The 20,011-nt window shown below is 56.9% G+C and carries 23 protein-coding genes and 2 tRNA genes; 8 read left to right on the forward strand and 17 right to left on the reverse strand.

Annotated features, from left to right (window positions below; genetic code table 11):
* Positions 1–41 precede the first annotated feature (41 nt).
* The 3 genes from ACR3YK_RS05105 to ACR3YK_RS05115 are packed head-to-tail and all read right to left on the reverse strand — an operon-like array spanning position 42 to position 1,605.
* Positions 42–677, reverse strand: a complete 636-nt coding sequence (locus ACR3YK_RS05105) for an anthranilate synthase component II (protein ID WP_486176134.1) — start codon at positions 675–677, stop codon at positions 42–44.
* Positions 674–832: a hypothetical protein gene (locus tag ACR3YK_RS05110; protein ID WP_486176135.1), complete on the reverse strand. Its 159-nt coding sequence runs from the start codon at positions 830–832 to the stop codon at positions 674–676. Before ACR3YK_RS05110 ends, ACR3YK_RS05105 begins: the two co-directional genes overlap by 4 nt.
* On the reverse strand, positions 832–1,605 hold the full coding sequence (locus tag ACR3YK_RS05115) for a class E sortase (protein WP_486176136.1): 774 nt from the start codon (positions 1,603–1,605) through the stop codon (positions 832–834). Before ACR3YK_RS05115 ends, ACR3YK_RS05110 begins: the two co-directional genes overlap by 1 nt.
* A gap of 81 nt (positions 1,606–1,686) precedes the next feature.
* Between ACR3YK_RS05115 and ACR3YK_RS05120 the strand changes: the two genes are divergently transcribed.
* A complete protein-coding gene (locus ACR3YK_RS05120) occupies positions 1,687–1,917 on the forward strand; it encodes a cell division protein CrgA (RefSeq protein WP_486176137.1) in 231 nt (76 codons plus the stop codon).
* Positions 1,918–1,976: 59 nt separating this feature from the next.
* Here the strand turns inward: ACR3YK_RS05120 and ACR3YK_RS05125 are convergent, their stop codons facing one another.
* Positions 1,977–2,570: a rhomboid family intramembrane serine protease gene (locus ACR3YK_RS05125; RefSeq protein WP_486176138.1), complete on the reverse strand. Its 594-nt coding sequence runs from the start codon at positions 2,568–2,570 to the stop codon at positions 1,977–1,979.
* Between the two features lie 245 nt (positions 2,571–2,815).
* Entirely contained in the window at positions 2,816–3,355 is a 540-nt protein-coding gene (locus ACR3YK_RS05130) for a peptidylprolyl isomerase (RefSeq protein WP_486176139.1), read from the reverse strand.
* A 133-nt stretch (positions 3,356–3,488) separates the two neighbouring features.
* On the opposite strand from ACR3YK_RS05130, the gene ACR3YK_RS05135 reads away from it, so the two are divergent.
* Positions 3,489–4,034 (forward strand): hypothetical protein, encoded by a 546-nt coding sequence (locus tag ACR3YK_RS05135; RefSeq protein WP_486176140.1) that lies wholly within the window; start codon positions 3,489–3,491, stop codon positions 4,032–4,034.
* 105 nt (positions 4,035–4,139) lie between these two features.
* On the opposite strand, the gene ACR3YK_RS05140 is transcribed toward ACR3YK_RS05135, so the two are convergent.
* The 12 genes from ACR3YK_RS05140 to dnaA form a co-directional block, all read right to left on the reverse strand.
* Complete coding sequence (locus ACR3YK_RS05140; RefSeq protein WP_486176141.1) at positions 4,140–4,940, reverse strand: SDR family oxidoreductase; 801 nt, start codon at positions 4,938–4,940, stop codon at positions 4,140–4,142.
* Positions 4,937–5,704 (reverse strand): TetR/AcrR family transcriptional regulator, encoded by a 768-nt coding sequence (locus ACR3YK_RS05145; protein ID WP_486176142.1) that lies wholly within the window; start codon positions 5,702–5,704, stop codon positions 4,937–4,939. The genes ACR3YK_RS05140 and ACR3YK_RS05145 overlap by 4 nt, the downstream gene beginning before the upstream one ends.
* A 148-nt stretch (positions 5,705–5,852) precedes the next feature.
* Positions 5,853–5,925, reverse strand: a tRNA-Ala gene (locus ACR3YK_RS05150).
* A gap of 29 nt (positions 5,926–5,954) precedes the next feature.
* Positions 5,955–6,028 (reverse strand) — tRNA-Ile (locus ACR3YK_RS05155).
* 48 nt (positions 6,029–6,076) lie between these two features.
* Complete coding sequence (locus tag ACR3YK_RS05160) at positions 6,077–6,484, reverse strand: DUF3566 domain-containing protein (RefSeq protein ID WP_486176143.1); 408 nt, start codon at positions 6,482–6,484, stop codon at positions 6,077–6,079.
* Positions 6,477–9,053, reverse strand: a complete 2,577-nt coding sequence (gene gyrA / locus ACR3YK_RS05165) for a DNA gyrase subunit A (protein WP_486176144.1) — start codon at positions 9,051–9,053, stop codon at positions 6,477–6,479. The genes ACR3YK_RS05160 and gyrA overlap by 8 nt, the downstream gene beginning before the upstream one ends.
* Positions 9,054–9,112: 59 nt before the next feature.
* The gene (gene gyrB, locus ACR3YK_RS05170; protein WP_486176145.1) at positions 9,113–11,107 is read right to left on the reverse strand and encodes a DNA topoisomerase (ATP-hydrolyzing) subunit B; all 1,995 of its coding nucleotides are present in this window, start codon (positions 11,105–11,107) and stop codon (positions 9,113–9,115) included.
* A gap of 166 nt (positions 11,108–11,273) precedes the next feature.
* Positions 11,274–11,774, reverse strand: a complete 501-nt coding sequence (locus ACR3YK_RS05175) for a DciA family protein (protein ID WP_486176146.1) — start codon at positions 11,772–11,774, stop codon at positions 11,274–11,276.
* Complete coding sequence (gene recF / locus ACR3YK_RS05180; protein ID WP_486176147.1) at positions 11,767–12,930, reverse strand: DNA replication/repair protein RecF; 1,164 nt, start codon at positions 12,928–12,930, stop codon at positions 11,767–11,769. Before recF ends, ACR3YK_RS05175 begins: the two co-directional genes overlap by 8 nt.
* Positions 12,931–12,942: 12 nt before the next feature.
* The gene (gene gnd, locus ACR3YK_RS05185) at positions 12,943–13,839 is read right to left on the reverse strand and encodes a phosphogluconate dehydrogenase (NAD(+)-dependent, decarboxylating) (RefSeq protein ID WP_486176148.1); all 897 of its coding nucleotides are present in this window, start codon (positions 13,837–13,839) and stop codon (positions 12,943–12,945) included.
* 3 nt (positions 13,840–13,842) lie between these two features.
* Complete coding sequence (dnaN, locus tag ACR3YK_RS05190) at positions 13,843–14,988, reverse strand: DNA polymerase III subunit beta (protein ID WP_486176149.1); 1,146 nt, start codon at positions 14,986–14,988, stop codon at positions 13,843–13,845.
* Between the two features lie 326 nt (positions 14,989–15,314).
* The gene (gene dnaA / locus ACR3YK_RS05195) at positions 15,315–16,733 is read right to left on the reverse strand and encodes a chromosomal replication initiator protein DnaA (RefSeq protein ID WP_486176150.1); all 1,419 of its coding nucleotides are present in this window, start codon (positions 16,731–16,733) and stop codon (positions 15,315–15,317) included.
* Between the two features lie 287 nt (positions 16,734–17,020).
* On the opposite strand from dnaA, the gene rpmH reads away from it, so the two are divergent.
* From rpmH to rsmG, 6 genes are read left to right on the forward strand one after another with little or no spacing between them, the layout of a single operon-like run.
* Positions 17,021–17,158, forward strand: a complete 138-nt coding sequence (gene rpmH, locus ACR3YK_RS05200; protein WP_022895130.1) for a 50S ribosomal protein L34 — start codon at positions 17,021–17,023, stop codon at positions 17,156–17,158.
* A 9-nt stretch (positions 17,159–17,167) separates the two neighbouring features.
* Positions 17,168–17,509: a ribonuclease P protein component gene (gene rnpA, locus ACR3YK_RS05205; RefSeq protein WP_486176151.1), complete on the forward strand. Its 342-nt coding sequence runs from the start codon at positions 17,168–17,170 to the stop codon at positions 17,507–17,509.
* A 20-nt stretch (positions 17,510–17,529) separates the two neighbouring features.
* Positions 17,530–17,817, forward strand: a complete 288-nt coding sequence (gene yidD, locus ACR3YK_RS05210) for a membrane protein insertion efficiency factor YidD (RefSeq protein ID WP_486176374.1) — start codon at positions 17,530–17,532, stop codon at positions 17,815–17,817.
* Between the two features lie 7 nt (positions 17,818–17,824).
* On the forward strand, positions 17,825–18,802 hold the full coding sequence (yidC, locus tag ACR3YK_RS05215) for a membrane protein insertase YidC (RefSeq protein WP_486176152.1): 978 nt from the start codon (positions 17,825–17,827) through the stop codon (positions 18,800–18,802).
* On the forward strand, positions 18,799–19,329 hold the full coding sequence (locus ACR3YK_RS05220; RefSeq protein WP_486176153.1) for a Jag family protein: 531 nt from the start codon (positions 18,799–18,801) through the stop codon (positions 19,327–19,329). The genes yidC and ACR3YK_RS05220 overlap by 4 nt, the downstream gene beginning before the upstream one ends.
* A gap of 14 nt (positions 19,330–19,343) precedes the next feature.
* Positions 19,344–19,979 (forward strand): 16S rRNA (guanine(527)-N(7))-methyltransferase RsmG, encoded by a 636-nt coding sequence (rsmG, locus tag ACR3YK_RS05225; RefSeq protein ID WP_486176154.1) that lies wholly within the window; start codon positions 19,344–19,346, stop codon positions 19,977–19,979.
* Positions 19,980–20,011: the final 32 nt, after the last annotated feature.

A 20,011-nucleotide genomic window follows, 5' to 3' on the forward strand; every position in this document is an offset into this window, starting at 1 on the left:
GCTGTTGCGAACTATTCGTATTCGCATTCGCTGAACATTGGCTAGTGGTGCACTAGCGGCGTGAGCGTTTTCGCAAGGGCCGGGGCTTCAGGCATACCGATCTCGGAAAGCCAATTTCCTAACATGAGGTAGCCGCCCTGAGTAAGCACAGACTCCGGATGGAACTGCACTCCGTACACCGGTTGCGTTGCGTGCTGAACACCCATGATCACCCCACCCGGCGTACGCGCTGTCACCACGAGTTCCTCGGGCACGGTCCCATCCACAATCGCGAGCGAGTGATAGCGCGTAGCGGTGAACGGCTGCGGTAGATCGCGGAAGATGAGGCTGTCGTCGTGCTCGATCAGCGAAGTCTTGCCATGCATTAATTCGTCGGCGTGAGTGACCGTTGCTCCCAAGGCTTCAGCAATCGCTTGGTGGCCAAGGCAGACTCCGAACAGTGGTTTGCTCGCGGCAAGCGCGGCATGAACGATTGGGATGCTCACGCCGGCGTCGGCCGGGGTGCCGGGACCGGGCGAGAGTAGAACGGCGTCGTACTCGGCGATACGTTCCGCTGCGTCATCCGCGCCGAAAGCATCGTTGCGTACAACATCGGTTGTGGCGCCGAGCTCGAGAAGATACCCGTTGAGGGTGTAGACGAAGCTGTCGTAGTTGTCGACGACGAGAATGCGGGTCACTGTTGCACCGTCGCATCCAGTGGGGTCACCAGGGGCAGAACCCACGGGAACACCCACGCGAAGAGCACGGCAACAACGGCTGCTGCCAAGACCAGCAGAAGCAGAACCCGCACGAGGGCTGGGCCGGGAAGAACACGCCAGAGTGCTGCATACATTAGCCAGCTCCTTCGAGGTTTTGGGCGATCGCGGCGATCTCAGAGGGAGCTCCCTCTGCGCGGGGATACCACGTGTCATACACCGCGTAGGCGATAATCCGCTCATCGGCCGTGTGAATGGGGTTGCAGCTCGTGAGCGTCATGATGCGGTCGCTCGCGGCGGCGCCTTCGAACTGCGGGACTGGGTTCAGGACTCCAACACCTGATGCCATCACATATTCCAGAGAGCGGAACACGTAGCGGTACCAGCCAGCTTCAGTTTCGACGTAAATGCTGTCGCCGATCTGCAGCTTATTGATGTCGTAGAAGGGATCTCCCCACCCGGTGCGGTGTGCGGCGACAGCAAAGTTGCCGACCTCACCGGGCATCTGGGTGCCCGTGTAGTGTCCGACACCGCGAGTATTGAGTACCTGCTCGAGGCTGACACTCTCGGCGATGGGTCGCGTGTAGTCAGCACCGAAACGCGGAACGATCAGGGTACCGAACACTTCAGCACGTGCCGGAGCCTCATCCACGACCGGTACACCGGGATCGGCGCGCTCGTCGGGCGCGAGCTTTACGGCCTCGCCCTTGTTCCACTCTTGGCTCAGCTCAACGGCTTCGTCACGCTGTGTATTGCTGACGAATATGTTGTTCACCCAGGTTTGCCAGACCAAGAAGAGCAGCACGACTACGCCGGCGGTAATGAAGATTTCGCCGAGAATTCCAATGAAGGAGACAGGGCGGTGGGCTTTCGCACTGCGCCGCGGTCGGCGGCCGTCTTCGAGAACCATAGGCGCAATTCTATCCGCAGTCTTCCGTGCGTTTCCGCGCAACCGATCGTCACTCAGGGGCTTCGCGCTAGAATCTCACCCATGGCCCGTAATTCTGCAGAAAAGTCACCGTCGCGTCCCGCTGAAGACGCCCCCAATCCGGTCTGGTTTAAGCCCGTCATGTTCGGCTTCATGCTGATCGGGCTCGCCTGGATCATTGTGTTCTACGTCAGCAACCAGCAGCTGCCTGTTGCATCGCTAGGCAGCTGGAACATCCTCGTCGGCTTTGGCATTCTCTTCATCGGATTCCTGATGACAACCCGGTGGCGCTAGAAATTACACGCGTGTAGTTATACCCAGTGTTAATAAACCTGTGGATAACTTTTAGTCACCTATAGAACGAAGATCCGCACCAAAGTCAGACTGATGAGGGCGGCAACGACGAGGGCAACAAGGGCAATTTCTGCGTTCGCGGATGCCTTGTTGCGCTGCCGAAGGAAGACCAGGGCAAGCACCGCACCGGTGATCAGTCCACCCACATGCGCCTGCCATGAAATGTTAAGTCCGGGAATAAAGCCTGCGACTAAGTTCACCGCGAGAACGATGAGAAGAACGCGGTTATTCACTCCCATGCGCCGCTGAATAACAAAGAACGCGGCAACGATGCCAAAGATTGCTCCCGATGCTCCGAGCACAACGGAACCGGGAGCGAGAAGCAACACCGCAACCGAGCCGCCCAGTGCGCTCACGAGATACAGCGCGATGAAGCGAGCTCGTCCCAGCGGTAGCTCCAAAGCACGCCCGAAAATGAAGAGCGTGAACATGTTGAATCCGATGTGGAAAACACTGTTCGTGGAGTGTAAGAACGCCGACGTTATCATCCGCCACGGTTCGAACTCAGTCAGCGGCGGGTAGTAAACAAGCGCCTGAGTAACACCTAAGCCGGGGATCAACTGAAGAAGAAAAATCAGGCCAGTCAAGGCCATGAGGGTGTAAGTGACTACCGGTTTGCCTCGCGAGGCGCGAGACGCGCGAACTAAGACTGGCTTGCGCTTTGGCCCATTAGCGCGGGCTTCCTTGACGCATTCAGGGCAGTGTACGCCCACAGCTGCCTGCGTTTGGCAGCTGGGGCATACAGTACGCCCACATCGTTGGCAGAGAGTGAAACTTTGCCGGTCTGGATGCCGATAGCAGTAATTACCGCTGGCATCCGGCGATGTGGTCACGAAGGTTAGACCTCGTCGATCGTGACGCTCTCAATGACAACGTCGGTGAGGGGCTTGTCGCTACCGTCGGTGTCGACGGCCTCAATGGCGTCAACAACCTTCTTCGACTCCTCATCAGCAACCGCACCGAAGATGGTGTGCTTGCCCTGGAGCCACGGAGTAGCGACCGTGGTGATGAAGAACTGCGAACCGTTGGTTCCCTTGCCACCGCGCGTGCCGGCGTTTGCCATGGCGAGGATGTAGGGAGCCGAGAAGTCGAGCTCGGGGTGGATTTCGTCGTCGAAGTTGTAGCCTGGGCCGCCGATGCCCTTACCCAGGGGATCTCCACCCTGAAGCATGAATTGCTTGATGATGCGGTGGAAGATGACACCGTCGTAAAGAGGTGCGGTGGTCTTCTGACCGGTGGCGGGGTGAGTCCATTCGATGTCGCCCTTGGCGAGACCGACGAAATTGGCAACGGTCTTCGGCGCGTGGTTGCCGAAGAGGTTGAGACGGATTTCTCCGTGGTTTGTCTTGATCGTGGCAACTGCGGTGTGTTGAGACATAGCGTCAATTCTTACATAGCGAAGCTGAGCCTCAGATACCAGTTCTTCAGCCTGCTCACAGGTAAAGCAGTGCGGACTCGGAAGGCACCGTGGCAGTATGGAGTCACCGTTCGACCATCTTTGGAGGTTTCCCGTGGCACTAACTCGCAAACGCCGGAAAGAACTCAAGCGCTTGAAAGGTCAAGCTGAAGACCTGTGGCATGACCAGAAAGAGCTGCTCGACCATGCATCTGCCGTCGTCCGAGAGGCGAGCCAGCAAGCCGCCAACTACGCTCGTGAAGAAGTAAGCCCCAAGATTCACAACACGATCGATACTCGGGTGAAGCCCGTTGTTTCCTCGTCAGTTGCCGGCGCGCGCTCGGCTGCGCACAGCACTAAGTCCAAGATTAAGGGCGACGTACTGCCTGCGGTCACTTCGGCGCTCGGTACAGCTCTCGCAGCGCTCGAGGTAGCTAAGAATCAGCAGGTTCGGGATGCCTTCGCTCGCGTCTCCGGACTCGCGGCAACCGCGGGCGAAAAGACTGGCCTTGTTAAGCCTCAGCCGAAGTCGGCTGGCTTCGGCCGCTACATCCTCATCGGTGTCGGCGTAGTAGCTGCTGCCGGCGTCGCCTACGCCGCTTGGCAAACGCTTCGCGCAGACGATGACCTGTGGATTGACGACGAAGCAGAGACTGCCTAATTTCTCTCTGCTGCTCACCGCCTGCGGTGTAGCCACAACCTCTTAAACAGTTCTGGCCCGGTTCTTGTGAATCGGGCCAGAACTGTTTTGTCGTTGAAGGAGGGGCTAGGCAAGCCCGCCGTTAGCGAAAACTACCTGCCCGTTCATCCACCGCGCAGGGCCTGCCAGGAATGCCACAACCTCGGCAATGTCCTCAGGCTGCCCGAGTCGCTCGAGCGGAGTCGCCTGCGCGAGCCGTTCAATCGTCGCGTCATCCTTGCCGTCAAGAAAGAGGCTGGTTGCCGTCGGCCCCGGAGCAACCGCATTGACCGTCACGTCTCGGCCGCGAAGCTCGCGTGCCAGCGTCAAGGTCAGGCTTTCCACCGCCGCCTTGCTCGCCGAGTATGCCCCGTAGTTGGGAAACTGCGTGCGGGTGACCGAGGTCGAAAAGTTGATGATGGCTCCCCCGGCGCGAATTCGACGGGCGGCCTGCTGCGAGACGACGAACGTTCCGCGAACATTTGTGCGGTGCATCCGATCGAAGTCATCAAGGCTGAGCTCGGCAATTGGCGCCAGGGTCATGATGCCGGCAGTGTTCACGACCACATCGACTCCGCCGAATTCCGCTTCGACGGCAGTGAACGCGCCAGCTACGTCGCGGTCGTCTGCGACGTCACCGCTTACCGCGAGAGCGCGACCACCCGAAGCAATGATCTCTTTCACCATGTCGAGGGCTCCGATCTCATTCCCGCTGTAATGAACGGCCACTGCCATGCCATCGTGCGCAAGACGCAACGCCACCGCGCGACCGATACCGCCGGAACCACCGAACACAAGCGCAACCCGCTCCGAGGACTCCCGGTCGGTCTGGAGAGCATCCGCTGTCGCGTGCTCCCGACTGTGCCTGTTTTCCGCGTTGTATGTCATGAGTGTGCTCCTTCGACTGTCGAAACGGTGTCGTCTGTGTTGAATCGGGCGAGCCACTCATCGAGGAGCGTTTGCTCGGCGCCGGTAAAGATCGGCGCATCCAGCCGGGGTAGCGCCGCACGCAGCGTGATCGCCGCGGCCACGACCGCCTCTGATTTGGAGCCAGATGCACCCTCAGCCTTCGCAGCCAGGCCAGCGGGGGTCGATGGCTCGCCCACTCCCCCACCGACAAGGATCGAATGGATGACGCTCTCCCGCATTCGCTCGGAGAGCTGCGGGTCGTCGCTCTGCTCCGGTCGCAGAATCATGGCAAGCGCTACACCGCTGTTTGCGGCCATCACGTGCTGCGCGGCGACCTCGGGTGTCACCCGCAGGTGTCCTTGGGCCGCCAGACGCTCTAGGACGCCCTGCAGGAGCCGAACAGCCTCGGTGCCAGACTCTGCCCGCGCAACCGCGTTTGAGCCGAAGAGCAGCCTGTAGGCGTTCGGGTTGGCGAGCGCAAAGGCGGTGTGGCCATCCCAGCCCCGGCGAAGATCGGCAAGCGGGTCACTCGAGGCCTCCGCTGCCCGCTTCATGCTCAGATATTTGTTCCACACGTGATCAACAGTTGCTTCAAGCAGGGCGGCTTTATCGCCGAAGATTCGATACAAGGCGGGTTGTTGAATCCCGGATGCCTCACACACCGCCCGTGTGGAGATATCGCCGTCGGCAGACTGAGCCAGCAATCGCGCTGCGGCCTCGATGATCGTGAGTTTCGCATCCATGATAGCGACGCTAACATTAATATGTAATCAACGCTATCGCGGAGTTGGCTTCAGAGTTCGGTGCAAGGGCTTGGCGAACGCGACGGCGGAGCGCGGATACGCAAAAACCCCGACCAGATAACTGGCCGGGGTTTTTGTTGTCGTGCTGTGGAGCCTAGGGGAATCGAACCCCTGACCTCCTGCTTGCAAAGCAGGCGCTCTACCAATTGAGCTAAGGCCCCAGTTGAGGAACTTCTTGTGGAAATTCCAGTGGGGGTACGTGGACTTGAACCACGGACCTCTTCGTTATCAGCGAAGCGCTCTAACCGCCTGAGCTATACCCCCGTTGGGCAGATACGAGAGTACCGCATTCTGCCCGTTTGGCGTAATCGACTAGTTGTTAGTGAAACCCACGAGGATTCCACCGGTCAGTCGCACGCTGAAGTTATAAAGCATACTCGCAATCGCACCGAGTGCAGTACCCACGAGAACATTGAGAATTGCGACTACAAACGAGAACCCGGCGACCTGCCCCAGCGAGAAACTCGTCGCAACGCTGAAAGTTTCATCACTCAAAACGTCGCGGAAGATCTCGTCGAGCTTTCCAAAAATTCCAGTGGAGTTGAGAACGATCCAAATCAGGAGCGATGCCACCACAAGAACGATGCCGAGCGACACGGCCACGAGGAACGAGAACTTCACGGCCGACCAGAAATCGATGTACACCAGCTTGAGGCGAACCTGTTTGACTGATGTTTGGCGCTGCGACTTGCGCTGCAGCTTCTCTGCGACACTACTCATCTACCGACTCGTCCTTCCCAGCAGGGGCATCTTCACTCGGAACACTATCGTCCCCAGCTTCAAGTTCTTTGTTGTCTAGATTTCGTTCGCTATTTCGTGCGATTGCAATGATCTTGTCTTCCGCTGCAAAACGAGCGAAGACAACGCCCATCGTGTCACGGCCCTTGGCCGGAACCTCAGCGACAGAAGAGCGTACCACCTTGCCACTGGCGAGAACCACAAGAACTTCGTCCTCATCCCCCACCATGAGAGCACCCGCCAAATCTCCGCGAGTTCCGTCGAGTTTGGCAACCTTGATACCCAAACCACCACGGCCCTGAACGCGATACTGGTCCGCGGCAGTACGCTTCGCGAAGCCACCCTCGGTGACCACAAAGACGAAACCACTCTCGGGAACAACGCTGGCGCTCAGCAACTGGTCGTCTTCACGGAAGCTCATGCCCATGACACCCGAGGTCGAACGACCCATGGGACGCAGGGCTTCATCGGATGCCGTGAAGCGAATCGACATTCCCTTGCGAGATACGAGCAAGACATCGTCCGTGCTCTCCACGAGCATTGCCGAAACGAGTTCATCGCCCTCGCGCAGGTTGACGGCGATGATTCCACCGCTGCGATTCGTATCGTATTCAGCGAGGGCCGTCTTCTTGACGAGACCATTTCGCGTGGCAAGCACAAGGTACGTTGACTGCTCGTAGTCACGGATGTCGAGAATCTGAGCAATTTCTTCACCCGGCTGCAGCGCCAAGAAATTGGCTACGTGCTGACCCTTCGCGTCGCGGCCGCCCTCTTGCAGTTCGTAAGCCTTCGCACGGTACACGCGACCGGTGTTGGTGAAGAACAGCAACCAGTGGTGAGTAGTAGTGACAAACAAGTGGTCGACCACGTCATCCGCTCGCAGCTGCGCGCCCTTGACGCCTTTGCCGCCGCGGTGCTGGCTGCGGTAGTTGTCGCTGCGCGTGCGCTTGACGTAACCGCCGCGCGTGACCGTGACCACCATCTCCTCCTCAGGGATGAGGTCTTCCATGCTCATGTCGCCGTCGAAACCCATCATGATTTCGGTGCGACGATCGTCGCCATACTTAGCGAGGAGTTCAGTCAGTTCTTCACTGACGATGTTGCTTTGACGTTCCTTGCTGGCAATGATCGCCTTGAAATCGACAATTTGCGCTTCGATTTCGTCGTGTTCATCAATAATCTTTTGACGTTCGAGCGCGGCAAGGCGACGCAACTGCATGTCAAGAATTGCGCGGGCCTGAATTTCGTCGATGTCGAGCAGCTCGATGAGGCCGTTGCGGGCATCGTCGACGGTAGGTGAACGCCGAATGAGTGCAATGACCTCGTCGAGTGCATCCAACGCCTTGAGATAGCCACGCAAAATGTGAGCACGCTCTTCGGCCTTACGCAAACGGAACTCGGTACGGCGAACAATCACGTCGATCTGGTGGGTGGCCCACTCAGTGATGAAACCGTCGATCGAGAGCGTACGCGGGATGCCGTCGACGATCGCAAGCATGTTTGCGCCGAAGTTTTCCTGCAACTGAGTGTGCTTGTAAAGGTTGTTGAGAACAACTTTGGCCACCGCGTCGCGCTTGAGCACGATGACAAGACGCTGACCGGTGCGGCCCGACGTCTCATCACGGATGTCGGCAATGCCGGCGAGTTTGCCATCCTTGACGAGGTCGGCAATTTTTAGTGCCAGGTTGTCAGGGTTTACTTGGTACGGCAGTTCGGTGACGACGAGGCAGGTACGACCCTGCAGCTCTTCGACGTTGACCACGGCACGCATCGTGATCGATCCGCGACCCGTACGGTAGGCATCCTGAATTCCTTTGACGCCAAGAATCTGTGCGCCCGTCGGGAAGTCCGGTCCCTTGATGCGTTGAATGAGTGCTTCGACGAGCTCTTCACGAGTCGCGTCGGGATTGGCAAGGTGCCAGAGGGCACCCTCTCCCACTTCGCGCAGGTTGTGCGGCGGAATGTTCGTGGCCATACCGACCGCGATACCGACCGATCCGTTGACGAGAAGATTGGGGAAACGGCTCGGCAGAACCGTAGGTTCCTGCGTGCGACCGTCGTAGTTGTCTTGGAAGTCGACAGTTTCTTCCTCGATGTCCCGAACCATTTCCATGGCAAGTTGGGCCATTTTGGTTTCGGTATAACGGTGAGCCGCAGCGCCGTCATTTCCGGGTGAACCAAAGTTTCCCTGGCCCAGCGCCAGTGGGTAGCGAAGGCTCCACGGCTGAACCAAACGAACGAGTGCGTCGTAGACCGACGAGTCACCGTGCGGGTGGAACTGGCCCATCACGTCGCCGATGACACGGGTGCACTTGGAGAACCCCTTGTCGGGACGGTAGCCGCCGTCATACATCGCGTAGATCACCCGACGGTGCACGGGCTTGAGACCATCGCGCACTTCAGGAAGCGCACGCCCCACGATGACGCTCATGGCGTAGTCGAGGTAGGAACGCTGCATTTCCAGTTGGAGATCAACCTGGTTGATCTTGTCGTGACGCTCGTCTACGGGTGCGTCCTCGAAGGTCTTCTTCGGAGTTTCTTCGTCAGCCATTGAATTTCAGTTCCAGTCTGTATCTGTCGCGAGTGCGGGCGCCGAGAGCTCGGTGAGAGCTAGATGTCCAAGAAGCGGACGTCTTTGGCGTTGCGCTGGATGAAGTTTCGGCGAGACTCAACGTCTTCACCCATGAGAGTTGAGAAGATTTCGTCGGCTGCGGCAGCGTCATCCAAGGTGACTTGAAGAAGCGTGCGAGTGGCGGGGTCCATCGTGGTTTCCCACAGTTCCTTGTAGTCCATCTCACCAAGACCCTTGTAACGCTGGATGCCATTGTCCTTGGGCATGCGCTTACCTTCTGAAAGCCCCAGTTCGGTTAACGCATCGCGCTCAGCGTCGCTGTAGACGTATTGGTGTTGCGCGTTGCTCCACTTCAGGCGGTACAGCGGCGGCTGAGCTAAGTAGACATAACCGAGATCAATGAGCGGACGCATGTAGCGGAACAGCAGGGTCAGCAGCAGCGTCGTGATGTGCTGGCCGTCGACATCAGCATCGGCCATCAAAACGATCTTGTGATACCGAGCCTTCTCGGGGTCGAAGTCTTCGCCGACTCCGGCACCGAAAGCGGTGATCATGGCCTGAACTTCGGCATTGCCGAGGGCACGGTCAAGACGCGCCTTCTCGACGTTCAGGATTTTGCCTCGCAGCGGAAGAATCGCCTGGAACTCGGGGTTACGGCCCTGAACGGCGGAGCCGCCAGCCGAGTCACCCTCAACCATGAAAATCTCGGAGAGCGAAGGATCCTTGCTCGAGCAATCCCGCAGCTTTCCGGGCATTCCGCTCGATTCAAGCAGGCCCTTACGTCGAGTCTGCTCGCGAGCCTTGCGAGCAGCGAGTCGCGCTTGCGATGCCTGAATCGCCTTGCGAATTACATCGCGGGCCTGAGAAGGGTTGCGATCGAACCAATCACCGAGTTGTTGACCGGCGATGCGCTGAACAAAGGCCTTCGCTTCGGTATTGCCGAGCTTGGTCTTGGTTTGGCCTTCGAACTGAGGTTCACCGAGTTTGATGGAGATGACGGCGGTCAACCCCTCGCGAACGTCGTCGCCGGAAAGGTTGTCGTCCTTTTCCTTGATGATGTTTTTTTCGCGCGCGTAGCGGTTGACAAGAGTGGTCAACGCAGCGCGGAAGCCCTCTTCGTGGGTTCCACCCTCGTGAGTGTTGATGGTGTTCGCGTAGGTATGAACACTTTCGGAGTATCCTCCGGTCCACTGCATCGCGACTTCGAGCGAGATTTTCTTCTCGGTATCTTCTGATTCGAACGCGATGACATCCGGATGAATGAGCTCGTTCTTTTTGGCCTTGTTCAAGTACTCGACATAGTCAACAAGGCCACGCTCGTACATGTAGCTCTCAGTGACTTCTTCTTCGCCACGCTCATCGGAGATCGTGATGCGGAGCCCCTTGTTGAGGAAGGCCATCTGCTGGAAGCGGGCGCGGAGCGTCTCGAAATCGAACTCGACGGTCTCAAACGTGTCTTTGCTCGGCCAGAAAGTTTGTTGGGTTCCTGTTTCGTCGGAACTTTCGCCCTGAGTCAAGGGCCCCGTAGGCACGCCGTTCTCAAATCCGATACGCCACACGTGGCCCTGTCGACGAACTTCGGTTTCGACTTTCTCCGACAGCGCGTTGACAACGGAGATACCCACACCGTGGAGTCCACCCGATACGGCGTAGCCGCCGCCGCCGAACTTTCCCCCTGCGTGCAGGATCGTCATGACAACTTCAACCGTCGACTTCTGCTCTTGTTGGTTGAGGTCGACGGGGATGCCGCGGCCGTTATCGCGGACTCGAACGGAACCATCTTTGCGAATCCACACATTGATGGTGTCGCAGTAGCCGGCGAGGGCTTCATCAACAGAGTTGTCGACGACTTCATAAACCAGGTGGTGCAAGCCGCGAGGCCCGGTGGAACCGATGTACATACCGGGGCGCTTGCGCACAGCTTCAAGACCCTCGAGGATCTGAATCTGGTCGGCGCCATAGCTATCAGCGGCAACATGACCGTTGGCGGTAATTTGGCTCTCGGGCACGTCGTTCTCGGGCGTCGATGTCATCTGAAGTTAGGCTCCTGCCGCTAGTTCACACAGGCCATTCAGAGCGGATAACTCCACAAGGAGGTGCGTCCGACGGCTCCTGAGATTCTAACAAATTCCGAGCGGTCGCGACGGTCAAATCGCGTTCTGCGGGAGTTTCTTTAGCAGCGTGACCTATTTTGTCTCCCTAACCGTAAGTATCGCGCGGGCCCCTACCTGGAATTGATCTGGGGCCTCTTTTCCATGAAGGGGCGTTGGGGCCTTCGAAGCGCACCGTTTCTACACCCGCTTCTGGATACTGTTGGGCAATCGTCGTGGTGATGTGTCCACGCATCAGTCGCAGCTGTGTCGCCCACGCTGTGGAATCGCACCGAATGGTAAGTACTCCTTCTTCGATTCCTACCGGTTCGGAGTGCTCCGCTGTTTCAGCGCCGACGATCGTGGTCCACGCCAGAATGAGTTCCGAACGAGCAAGCGGGGACTTCCATCCCATAGTGGAAGTGAGGCTGTCCATCACATCGCCTAATCCGTGCGGATCGCGGCCTGGAGCAAAGGGAACACTGGTTCCGGGCTCCTTCTTGTTGCGCTTTCGCGCCATATACGAACGTTTCGTGGCGTCGCCAAAGACATCGCGAAATCTCAGATAAACGGCGACGTGTTCGTCAATGTTGGGATCGCGCTCATTCACCGACGATCACCTCGCCCGCTTTGATGCGCACCACGTTGGCTGCGAGTTCTTCAGGAACATCTCCGAATACAGCGGCCGTGATCAGTACCTGTTCGAATCCGGAGATCGAACTTGCCAATCGTTCGCGACGCGACTGGTCGAGTTCGGCGAACACATCATCCAAGATCAGCACTGGGTCACCGGCCGATGAATCGCGACGCAACAGCTCAGCGGATGCCAGTTTGAGCGCCAGCGCGAATGACCACGATTCGCCGTGGCTGGCATAGCCTCGAGCCGGCAAGCCGTTGAGTCCGAAAATTAGGTCGTCGCGGTGCGGGCCAACCAGAGTGATTGCACGATCACGTTCAGCTTTTCGTACGGAAGCGAGGGCGGCCGTGAATGCTGACGTCGCGTCAGCGACCGAAATTATTTCGCCGACGGCGTTGGTAGCGACAGCATTGTCCGGATCATCCTGTCGCGAAATGATGCTCAATGAGTTCGCAAGGGATGCGCCATGATCTGCGCCCACGATGCGCTCGTACGCGCGGGCCACTTCAGGGCTGAGATCGGCGATGAGCGCGCTTCGAGCACTGATGATTTCTGAACCGAAAGCGACAAGCCGTTCATCCCACACCTCAAGGGTGCTCAACTGTGTGTCACGAACGCCGGATGCACGGGCCGATTTGAGCAGCATGTTCCGTTGTTTCACGACGCGCTCGTAATCACTCATCACTCCGCTGAAGCGGGGTGACCGCAACACAAGGAGGTCATCAATGAAACGTCGGCGGCCGGACGGTTCACCGCGAACGAGAGCGAGATCTTCGGGAGCAAAGAGAACACTCGAAAAGTATCGTGGTAGTTCTCGGGTGCGGATGACGGAACGATTAATCTGAGCACGATTGGCCCCGGAACGGTTGATCTGCACTTCGACCAAGAACGTGCGATCGTTGTGTTCGAGACGAGCTCGAATGATCGCGGCATCCATTGCTTGGCGCACCATTGCATGATCGGTGGAGACTCGATGCGATCCGAGGGTGCTCAGAAATCCGAGTGCCTCGACCAAATTTGTTTTGCCCTGGCCATTCGATCCGACAATGAGAGTTGGCCCAGCACCGAGCTCGAGAGTGAGCTCTTTGTAATTTCGAAAATCTTTGAGTTCGACGTGAGTGACGCGCATTGCCAGCAGAGCTTAGCTCTTGCGGACGCTGTGCCCGCCAAACTGATTGCGGAGAGCAGCGACGGCCTTCATCGACGGCGAGTCTTCTTGACGAGACACAAAGCGGGCGAAGATTGCCGCGCTGATAGTAGGGACAGCAACGGCCTGATTAAGTGCTTCGTGCACTGTCCACCGGCCCTCCCCCGAATCTTCGACGTAACCGGCGATGTCAGCGAACTCGGGATCTTCTTCTATTGCTTTCACCAGGAGTTCGAGCAACCATGATCGAACGACCGTGCCGCGTTGCCAGGCTTTAAATGTTCCGGGAACGTCTTGGATGAGGTCTTTGCGACTTTCGAGCAGTTCGAATCCTTCAGCCCAGGCCTGCATCAACGCATATTCGATGCCGTTGTGAACCATTTTCGCGTAGTGCCCAGCGCCAACGGGGCCAGCATGCACGAATCCTTCATCGCGAGGGCCTTCAGGGCGAAGCGCGTCGAATATCGGCATCGCACGCTCGATGTCAGCTTTTTCGCCGCCGGCCATAAGCCCGTACCCGTTTTCGAGGCCCCACACTCCGCCCGAAACTCCGACATCCACGAAGTTAAGCTCTAATTCAGCTAGCTGGTCTCGGTGCAGCTGGTCATCGGTGAAACGGGTGTTTCCGCCATCGATGACGAGATCGCCCGGCTCAAGAAGCGCTGCTACGTCGCTAATTACCGAGTCGGTAATGTGCCCAGAAGGCACCATGACCCACACGATTCGTGGTGTGGGCAATGCATCCACGAGGTCGGTTAGTGCGGCAACATCGGAGACTTCGGCGTTCGGGTCGTAACCGGTGACCGTGAGACCGGAAGCTCGCATGCGCTCGCGCATGTTGCCGCCCATTTTTCCGAGCCCGATGATTCCGACGTGAGTGGTGTCTGTCATGAACTACCTCAACAACAGATTGGGCTGCAGAAGGTACTTGTAGTTGTCACTGCCCGGTTGGTCTTTCGACGATTGACTAGTGATCAACACGGGACCTGGCTTGTTCGGGTTTTCTGTCTTGGTGAACGAAATGCGCACAAACTCAGAGTGCACGGAACTCAAGCCATCAATGAGGAATTGTGGTTTCAGCGAGACGACCGTCTCATCACCGGTCAAGAACGCATCGATTGTTTCGGATGCCTGAGCCTGCTCAGATCCGATCGCCTCGAGCGTGACACCTTCATCGGTGAACGTAAAGCGCAATGCGGCTTCGCGTTCGAGCACGAGAGAAACACGACGAACAGCTTCGATCAGTTCTCCCGTGTTCATGACGGCGAAGTTATCCACAGTCTCGGGAAAAAGTCGGCGAACCGGTGGAAAGTTGCCCTTGATGAGCAACGACGTCACAGTTTTCTTGTCTGCTTGGAAGGCGATGAGCTCGCGCTCGTCGGTGCTCGTGATGGCCACGGAAATTTCTCCGCTATTTCCGAAGGTTTTCCCGACCTCCATCAGCGTCTTCGCCGGTACGAGAGCGGTGGCGGTTTCAACGCCCGATGCGCCGGCATCCCATTCGATGTCGCGAACGGCAACGCGGTAGCGGTCTGTCGCGACCAGCGAGATGTTGTTTTGAGAAACCTCGAGTTGCACACCGGTAATGACCGGGGTGACATCGTCGCGCGAAGCGGCAACGGCAACCTGCGAGATCGCGGCCGAGAACAGATCCGCTTTGAGAGTCCCCACCTTGTCGGAAATCTGCGGAAGGCTTGGATACTCCTCGACGGGCATGCTCGACAATGTGAAATGCCCGGTTCCGCAAGCAACGATGATCTTGTTGTCATCAGTACTGAAACGCACGGGAGCATTGGGGAGGCGGCTGGCAATATCGGCGAGGAGCTTGCCAGAGACGAGGATGCGGCCAGACTCTTCAACTTCAGCAGCGATCTGCGTGCGAGCAGAAACCTCGTAGTCGAAGGACGACAGTGTCAGACCCTCATCGGTGGCTTCAATTAAGACTCCACTCAAAATGGGCAGCGTTGTGCGCTGCGGCAGCAGTTTGACCGCAAACGAAACGGCCTCGCTGAAGATGTCACGATTGACCTGAAACTTCATGAACTACCCCTAACCGGATCACGCTCTGGCCGTTAATACTGGCACAGCCGGTCCACTTGCGAACTACAGGTTATTTGGGATTCACATTTCATTCTTTAAAGGTCACACTCTTAACCGCTGTGGATTGTGTGTATAACTCGGTGAAATTCTTGTAATTACTGGAAACTACATCCTTGTGAGTTGTTGACGATCCGTGGAGAACACTCTCACTGCTCGTGGAAACCGGAGTTACAAGAATTTTCAATTCCACAGAAAGATTTTTGTGATCAACAATCTTTCCGGCGAGTTGACGAGGTTATCCCCAAGTTATCCCCAAGTGGGAAACCCTATTTCTGAGTGAAACGGTGATTTTGTTTGATGCGACTGGTCAGTTCAGTGACCTGGTTGTAGATCGAACGTCGTTCTTTCATCAGCTCGGTGATCTTCTTGTTCGCATACATGACCGTCGTGTGATCGCGATTGCCAAAGAGCTGCCCAATTTTGGGCAGTGACAGATTCGTCATCTCTCTACAGAGATACATCGCGATCTGTCGTGCGGTCGCTACGGCTTGAGAACGAGACGACCCATAGAGGTCATCGACCGTGAGTTTGAAGTAGTCAGCCGTGTGATTAATGATGTCAACCGGTGCAATGACGTTGTCTTCGTCGAGAGTGATGAGGTCTTTCAGTACGGTTTGAACCAGTGCCATGTCGACTTCTGTGCGATTGAGGCTTGCAAAAGCGGTCACGCGGATAAGCGTGCCTTCAAGTTCGCGGATGTTCGATGAGACCTTGGAGGCCATAAATTCGAGAATGTCGTTGCCGACTTGCATCTTCTCGCTCTGCGCTTTCTTACGCAGAATGGCGATGCGCGTTTCGAGATCTGGCGCCTGTACATCCGTGATCAGGCCCCATTCGAAGCGCGACCGCATCCGATCTTCGAAACCGGTGAGATGTTTGGGAGGCAGGTCGCTCGTGATGACCACTTGTTTGTTGTGGTCATGCAGGGTGTTGAAGGTGTGGAAGAACGCTTCTTGAGTGGAGTCTTTACCCTGCAAGAACTGGATATCGTCAATGAGCAGAATGTCGATTTCACGGTAGCGCGACTGAAATACGGATGCGCGGTTGTTCGCGATCGAGTTGATGAAGTCGTTGGTGAATTCTTCCGAGCTCACGTATCGAACGCGGATGCCGGGATAGAGGCTCTCGGCGTAGTGACCGATTGCGTGCAAGAGGTGAGTTTTACCGAGACCTGATCCCCCATAAATGAAGAGCGGGTTGTATGCCTTGGCGGGAGCTTCGGCCACTGCGACAGCGGCTGCATGAGCGAAGCGGTTAGAGCCGCCGATAACGAAGTTGTCGAAACTGTACTTGGGGTTCAATCGAGAGTCGCTGCGGCGAGGGGAAGCAGCTTTTTCGACGGACGCGGGAGGAGTTGGTTCGATATAGGGCTGCTCGGTACGGGGAAGTTCCTGGGATAGAGCATCCTGTTGAATCTCGGGATTCACGACTGTCGCAAAATTGTTCACCCCGTGCGAGTCATCGAGTGCTGCGATCGCATCGATGAAGGGTTGACGAAGTCGCTGTTCGAGCATTCCGCGGGTGAGCTCGTTGGGTACCTCGAGATAGAGGGTGCCGGCCATGACACCTTTTGGCTCAACGAGGTTCACGAAGCCCTGCAGTTGCGGGGTAATTCGCTCGTCACCGTTGAGATGCGTCAGGACTTCTTGCCACAGTCCCTTAGTCGGGTCGGGTGTTTCCGACATTCTTTTCCCATCCCTTTGCCGTAATTACTCACAGGCTTATCCACTGGTGAGTAAAGCTATTCTCGCTGAAATACTGTGCTCTTTTGGCCGTTATGCACCGATAGTCACCTTAGTTGTCCACAGCATGTCGTTACCAATACCGATGTATTCTGTGTGGATAATGCTGCGTTCTTCGCACTGCGGTTTGACCGCACCGCTTTAACGCCGTAGTTTTAATCAGTTGACTTCCGGCCTTAGGGCCTACCAATTCTTCCCGGCCGCTAGAGCTGGGCCTTGGAGATATAGCTATGAGCAAGAGAACTTTTCAGCCGAACAACCGTCGCCGCGCGAAGGTTCACGGTTTCCGTCTTCGCATGCGTACCCGTGCCGGTCGCGCGATTCTGAGCGCGCGTCGCCGTAAGGGACGCACCGAACTCTCCGCGTAATCCCGTCCGGTGCTGGCTAAGGCGAACCGCGTCGCGTTACCAAACGATTTTCGTTTGGCTGTACGTCGGGGTCGTCGTTTCGCAGCACCGCACTGCGTTGTCCACATTGTGAACAACGAGCGGTCTCATGGCGCACGCTTTGGCTTTATTGTTTCCAAGGCCGTAGGAAACGCAGTTACTCGCAATCGAGTACGTCGTAGGCTCAGGGCTGCTTCTGCTCACTTACTTCCTGAGATTCATGCGAACGTGGACATCGTTGTTCGGGCTCTTGCAGGTTCTGCGCAAGCTGAGTGGACTACGCTACAGGCTGAGATCGCAGAAGGGATTGACCGCATCGTGGTGAAAGCATGAGCTCCGTCAGCACTTTTGCGATGCTCTTACCGCGAAACATCTGTGTTCTTATCTTGCGCGTTTACCGCGCAGTGATTTCCCCACTTTATGGTGATGTCTGCCGTTACTACCCTTCGTGTTCTCACTACACTCTGCAGGCTATTCAGGAGCATGGCGTCATCCGCGGTGTGTGGCTTGGCTCCCGTCGCATTCTTCGGTGTCACCCGTGGGCAGAAGGTGGAATCGACGACATCCCGGCCCGCCGGCATGACCGCTACCAGATCACCCGGTTCGGCTTTGTTGTAGCCGCAAGCCACGAAAGGGGCTAACCACTTCATGGACTTCTTCGCTTTCTTTAGCAGTCTGCTCTGGCCCATCAAGTGGGTTATCGAGGCGATTCTCGTTGCGTTCCACGAGATCATCACGTTCTTCGGTATGGACCCAGATGCGGGACTTACGTGGGTTCTCTCGATTGTTGGCCTGGTATTGGTGGTTCGGGCAGCTCTCATTCCCGTCTTCGTGCGGCAGATCAAGAGTCAGCGGCGCATGATGGAGGTAGCCCCGCAACTCAAGAAGATCCAAGACAAGTACAAAGGTAAGAAGGATCAGTTTTCTCGCGAGGCGATGTCCCGCGAAACCATGGAAATGTATAAGAAGGCGGGAACTAACCCCTTTAGCTCGTGCCTTCCTCTCTTGCTTCAGATGCCAATCTTCTTTGGTCTCTTCTCGGTGCTGCGTGAAGCACAGCTAGAGGATCACCCTGCTGGTGTCGGTCTACTGAACGCGGACCTCGCGGAGTCTTTCGGTACATCCTCGCTCTTCGATATTGCGCCGTTGCACTTAGCGATCAGTACCGCTGAAGGTAACGTTGCCGTGATCGTGACCGCCGTCATCCTGGTGATATTGATGACGGGATCGCAGTTCATCACGCAGCTTCAGATCATGTCGAAGAACCAGTCGGCGGAGATGAAGGCAAGCCCCATGTACCGCCAGCAGCGGATCATGTTGTACCTACTCCCCCTCGTTTTCGCCTTCTCCGGTTTCACGTTCCCGCTCGGGGTCATGTTCTACTGGCTGGTTTCGAACTTCTGGACGATGGGCCAGCAATTCTTGGTCATTCGCAATATGCCTACCCCCGGTAGTGAGGCCGCACTCGCGCGCGAGGCTCGTCTAGCCAAGCGCAATCAGCGTAAAGGCATCGTGGAAGAACTTCCGGATGCCGGCACGATCATTATCGAAGAGCCAAAGAACCCGCAACGGGAGCAACCCGTGAGTAAAAACCGTGCAAAGAAGAAGCAGGGAAAGAAGAAATGACGAACGTTTCTGACACCGATAGCGCCGCAGTCGACACCACCGCGGTAGATGATCGTGATAGCCGCACTACAGCGCAGCTCGAAGAAGAGGGCGATATTGCTGCGGATTACATTGAGGAGCTTCTCGACATAGCGGACCTCGATGGTGACATTGAGATTGATACCCGCGCCGGCCGCTCCTACATTTCAGTGACGTCAAGTGAAGACACGAATCTTCGGTTGTTGTCGAAACCAGATACTGTTACGGCTCTACAAGAGCTCACCCGCATCGCCGTTCAGAACAAGACTGGAGCTTTTTCTCGGCTCATTCTGGATATTGGTGGATCCCGCGAGGCGCGCGCCGCCGAACTTGCGAAGCTTGTCGATGCGGCAGTTGCTCGCATCGAAGCCGGGTCTGATTCCGCAGCACTCCCCCCGATGTCCTCGTATGAACGCAAGCTCGTCCACGACGTTGTCGCCGAACGCGGTTTTGTTTCGCAGTCCAGCGGTGAAGGCCGCGACCGTCACACCGTCATTACTCGTTCATAGTTTCACGTGAAACATTGACCAACGGAGTAGTGCTCGAACAAGAGCCCGAGATTGCGGCTGAGCTATTTGGCCCGCGTATCGATTTAGCGCGCGCGTATACCGAGAGCTTGGCCCTTCGAGGTGAAGAGCTCGGTCTTATCGGTCCCCTAGAGGTTCCACGCTTGTGGTCGCGTCATATCGTGAACTGTGTGCTCGTCGCTCCCCTGCTTCGACCAGGGCTGGTCGGTGATGTTGGTAGTGGTGCGGGGCTTCCTGGTCTAGTACTAGCGATCGCTCGCCCCGATGTAAATTTCGTTCTTATCGAGCCCATGGAACGCCGAGTTGACTGGCTCAATGCAGAGGTCACTCGCTTGGGTCTCACGAATGTTGTCGTTGATCGCTCTCGTTCGCAGGATGCTCCCTATGCAGAAGCGCTCACTCAGATCACAGCACGAGCGGTTACCGCTCTGTCGAAGTTGATTCCCGCCACTGAACACCTGTTGGCGCCGGGTGGTGAGATGCTTTTCATGAAGGGTGCGCGCATCGCTGAAGAGATCGAAGCTGCCGCAAAAGTTATTCGCAAAGCGCGTCTCCACGACGTTGAATCGCTCGTTCTTGGCGAAGCTATAACGACGGAGATCACTCGTGTATTTCGGGCTAGAGTGGACTAATTCGGCAGCTACCGTCGCAAGCTATAGTCTTT

This window comes from Salinibacterium sp. 10G20-15 (assembly GCF_057365065.1).